We start from the raw sequence: 3,755 nt of genomic DNA, 5'->3' as shown, positions 1-3,755 counted from the left end.
TACGCTCTCAACTGAAAAAACACCATAAAGCCAGAATTGAACAATATCGATTTCGCAGAGATCCCAAGGGTTACTTGGCTAATTTAGAGAGTCGTCTTCTCTAGTAAGTTTTACCACACTAGGTTATAATGAGCGATCCAATATTCTGGTTTGAGTTCCAAAGTCCGCCGCAAACAGGCTTCGGCTTGGTTGAGCTTTCCTTGGATCAGCAAGGCAGACCCGAAGTTGCTATAAGCGGCGGCTGAGTTGGGAGCAAGTTCTACAGCTTTTTGATAACAAACTAAAGCTTTTTCACTTTCCCCTAATGCCTGGAAAATATTCCCCAAATTGTTATGAGCTGCCAGATAATCAGGTTTCAGGTGCAGGGCTTGACTAAAGCAGTCGGCGGCTTTTTCTAAAAAACCTTGTTGTTTAAATTGAATACCTTGGTTGAGATAGTCTTTGGCAGAGTTTACAAGAGTCAAATCTGACTTTTCACCCAACTCTTGTAAGGTTGAAGGCTCTTGGGTTAGGTCTTTTTCTTCAAAGGTAATGAACTGCTGAATTTCATCACTTTTGAAACCCAAAGCAGCTGGTTTTCTCACGAATGGCAATACAACTACATCAAAAAGTTCTTTAATCGCACCCGGAAAATCTAACCAGTGGGCAATATTTCCCGTTTTTAAATCCACCACCATTAACCCGCACCTCGGCACGGTATCTTTGGCGGCTAACATCTCGTCGAGGGCTAAACCTTGAAAATATTTATGCCTGGGTTTTGACATCCCAACGAGTGCAAAGTTACCCCAAAATGCCAATCCCCTCAAAAAACCAGGACAAAAGGCTATGGGTACAAATTTTTCGGAGTCTATATAACCCAATTCCCCAGTTCCGGCGTTCAACACCCACAATTTCCCTTGATAAACTCGCGGCGAGTGGGGCATCGATAAGCCAGCAGCGATAATTTCATTCGAGCGCACATCGATAACAACCCCTCCATCAACTCGTCTGTCGCGCCATCCCTGCACAACATCAGAGCGACTGACGGCAGTAACGTAAGCGGGTTTGCCATCCACCATTGCTAGCCCGTTGAGATGACACCTGTCTTCTGGTCTCAACTTGGAAATGAAAGGCGGTTTCCAAATGGCGGTGAAACTGTGGCGATCGCTCAGGGTTGCCAAACAACTATAGTTAGTATTGATAAATATGATTTTTTCTGATTCATCTACAACTACGTCGTGGACATTTAAATCCCCAGTGGTGTAACCTACACGAGGTACATAAAGTTTGTCATAGGTGTTGTAATTTTCGCCCTCAGCAAGGACGTTATCAAGCCGCCAGATTTGATACCGGGTACTCATGTAGAGGCTATGAGCAGTAGCAAAAAGCCCCATCGGTTTGTCAAATAGGCGCTCTGACGCAGCCAACCGCCCATCTCTTTTGCCTGAGATCAGGAATAACCGATTGGTTTGATAGGTGGTGAATCCTAAACTAATTTGTTCAGATAACAGCCAGTTGCAAAGCAGTGGAGAACCGAGCATCTCCATGTTGCCAGAGGGGGTTGAGTATGGTAGTTGTTGATTCAATTACTCGTTTAAAGATTTTTGACAGTTAATCTGTTGAGTTTTCAGCTAAAAATATTGTCCTTTAAGGCAAGATTTCCAGTATTTACCCATAAGATTTCAGAAATACTTAACAAATTCAACTTATTTATGGAACTTTTTTATCACATTAATAGTGTAAATTTTTGCTAGTACTGTTTTAACAGTCAAGATACAGCATATTAGCAGGCTAGTCAATAATTTTATGCAGATATCTCACTTTTCCTACTTTTCCTACTTAGAGGTTCCACACTACAAAAATCCAATGCAAATCTCGCTACAGCTTAGGAAATTGCTGGTTACTAAAGTGAGGAGTTCTCGGTCATTTAGGGAACTCAAACAGTGTGTTGCAGGTCTTAAGGGGTTATAAATCGAGAGAACCAAGCAGCCAGTAGCCGGGAGAATCGAGTGAGTCGTCAAAGTAATAGGCGCGGATGGCTTCGAGCAGGTCATGGGTGGTGATGAAGCCATCTTCGTCCTTGTCAAGGCGAAGGAATACCTCGCGGGCATCTTGCTCACCCAGGTGCATCAAAGCACCAGTCCATCGGATTTCATCACTCACGGTCAGCCGACCGTCACAATCCTGGTCAACGATATCCATAATGGACTCAAGGAAGGGCATATAAACTTGGTCAAAAGCTTCGGGGGTTTCTAGCAGTCCCAACGCGAACGCTCTTTTGTACTCAGCCTCACTGATGCGCTCATCGGTATTTGTATCAGCTACTTGCAATAAGTGCTGCCACAAGCCTAAGCAAACATCGAGCAGCCGTTGTCGTGCAGGAGATTCTTCTCCATGACCGAATTCTTCAGCTAGACGCGCGACCGACATCTCAAAGTCCCTCTGCTCAATAAAACCATTGCGATCGTCATCGAAGGTGCGAAAGCGTTTGGAGAGTTTCTGATCCAGGAAATCGTTCATGTGGTTTTTGCGACATCATATACCCAGCTTATAATAACTGATTTGGTACAACACAGCTTTACCTCAATAGACTTGTCCGTAAATTTATAACCCAGTCTGTACAAGGGTTTTAAAGTTTGCTTATCTGTCTTCACTCAATGTAGCAATCAGGCAGAACCTTATTCCTGCATTGGATACTGCCGCATTATCTTTACCAACGCCACCGCCTCACTATCCGGCGTATACACAACCTCACCCGACATCGCAATCACAATCCTCTCTTTCCTTGCCCACTCGAACCAAGCGATTGCACCAGACTTAACCTGTTGTGCTTCCGGTTTCCTGCCTTCTTTAGAAGCAGCAACAAACACGGCTTCCGGTCAAAAGAGGCAGGGGAGCAGTGGGCAGGGAGCAAGGGGGAAAACTGAGACGGAGCTTGTACTCCGCCCCAGTAAGAGCGCCCTAGAAGGGCGGGGCTTCATACCCATGTTCCGCTCCGCTCCACGGCTTCGGGGCAGGGATTGCTCCCCCTGCCCCCTGCCCCCTGCCCCTCCGCCTCTTCGGTGAAAACACTCGTCTACGTCATTATCTGGCACGATTACATCGAAAAACACTGTGTTATTCCAAGTCCGTAGAAATGCTGAAGTATTCTATCCGATTATTACTTCACTATTTCAAGTACCGTTCTATTCCTATTTCTGCTTAATTCATACCGCAATCAGCAACGCCATCTTTTCTTAAGATTTATTCATCTTTTTTATCCTTAGAGACTCGAAGAAGAGAAAATCGCGATCGCGAATTTATTTTATAAGAGTAAACGCCGACAAGTCCCGATGAAGGCGATGCCTGCGGCGGGCAAAGCCATCGCATCCTTGATTTCTCTGAGGAGACATTTAGTTCAAAAGTACTATAAATTAAGAGGTTAAGTTTCGGATGGGTGCGCTTATATTTGATGTATAGCTGTTGTCATAAAGGTTTGGAGTTTTGCACCGGGAACTAGTCTAAACTCCAGTAAATAAATTTGTCAACATCATACTACCGTTTGCAGCCCTGTTTTCCAAACCAGTGTGGAGTCATGCTCAAACTTTACTGGTGGGAGCGATGCTTACAACAGGAAAACGAACCGTCACTTCAATACTTGGAGTGATGGCAATACTGCTCGGTTAAGGGAAAATAGGTAGTGGAGTAAAGAATTATTTGTTCGCGTAACATACACGAGAACAAGCGCTGCTAAAAAGGTTGCTTATACCTGAAGGCACTCTCAAAAAAAATTAATT

At 44.5% G+C, this 3,755-nt stretch carries 3 protein-coding genes and 1 pseudogene; 1 reads left to right on the top strand and 3 read right to left on the bottom strand.

All coding sequences use genetic code 11. The features are described from left to right. Positions 1–110: 110 nt before the first annotated feature. From LC653_RS45040 to LC653_RS45030, 3 genes are all read right to left on the bottom strand, one after another. Positions 111–1,565: a TIGR03032 family protein gene (locus LC653_RS45040; RefSeq protein ID WP_229501716.1), complete on the bottom strand. Its 1,455-nt coding sequence runs from the start codon at positions 1,563–1,565 to the stop codon at positions 111–113. Between the two features lie 379 nt (positions 1,566–1,944). After that, positions 1,945–2,409, bottom strand: coding sequence for an EF-hand domain-containing protein (locus tag LC653_RS45035; protein WP_372478315.1), 465 nt, complete (start codon positions 2,407–2,409; stop codon positions 1,945–1,947). A 248-nt stretch (positions 2,410–2,657) separates the two neighbouring features. After that, positions 2,658–2,849 carry a hypothetical protein gene (locus tag LC653_RS45030; RefSeq protein WP_229501714.1) on the bottom strand — a complete coding sequence of 64 codons (192 nt, stop codon included), beginning with the start codon at positions 2,847–2,849 and terminating at the stop codon, positions 2,658–2,660. A 182-nt stretch (positions 2,850–3,031) separates the two neighbouring features. Here LC653_RS45030 and LC653_RS45025 point away from each other — a divergent pair. Beyond that, a pseudogene (locus LC653_RS45025) lies at positions 3,032–3,184 on the top strand (IS1 family transposase); the annotation flags it as partial. Between the last annotated feature and the right edge of the window lie 571 nt (positions 3,185–3,755).

It is taken from the genome of Nostoc mirabile CHAB5784 (assembly GCF_020829645.1).
In the GTDB taxonomy this organism is placed as follows: Bacteria; Cyanobacteriota; Cyanobacteriia; order Cyanobacteriales; family Nostocaceae; genus Nostoc; species Nostoc mirabile.
The sequence above is the reverse complement of the archived record's forward strand: the minus strand, read 5'-3'. Positions and strand labels throughout refer to the sequence as shown.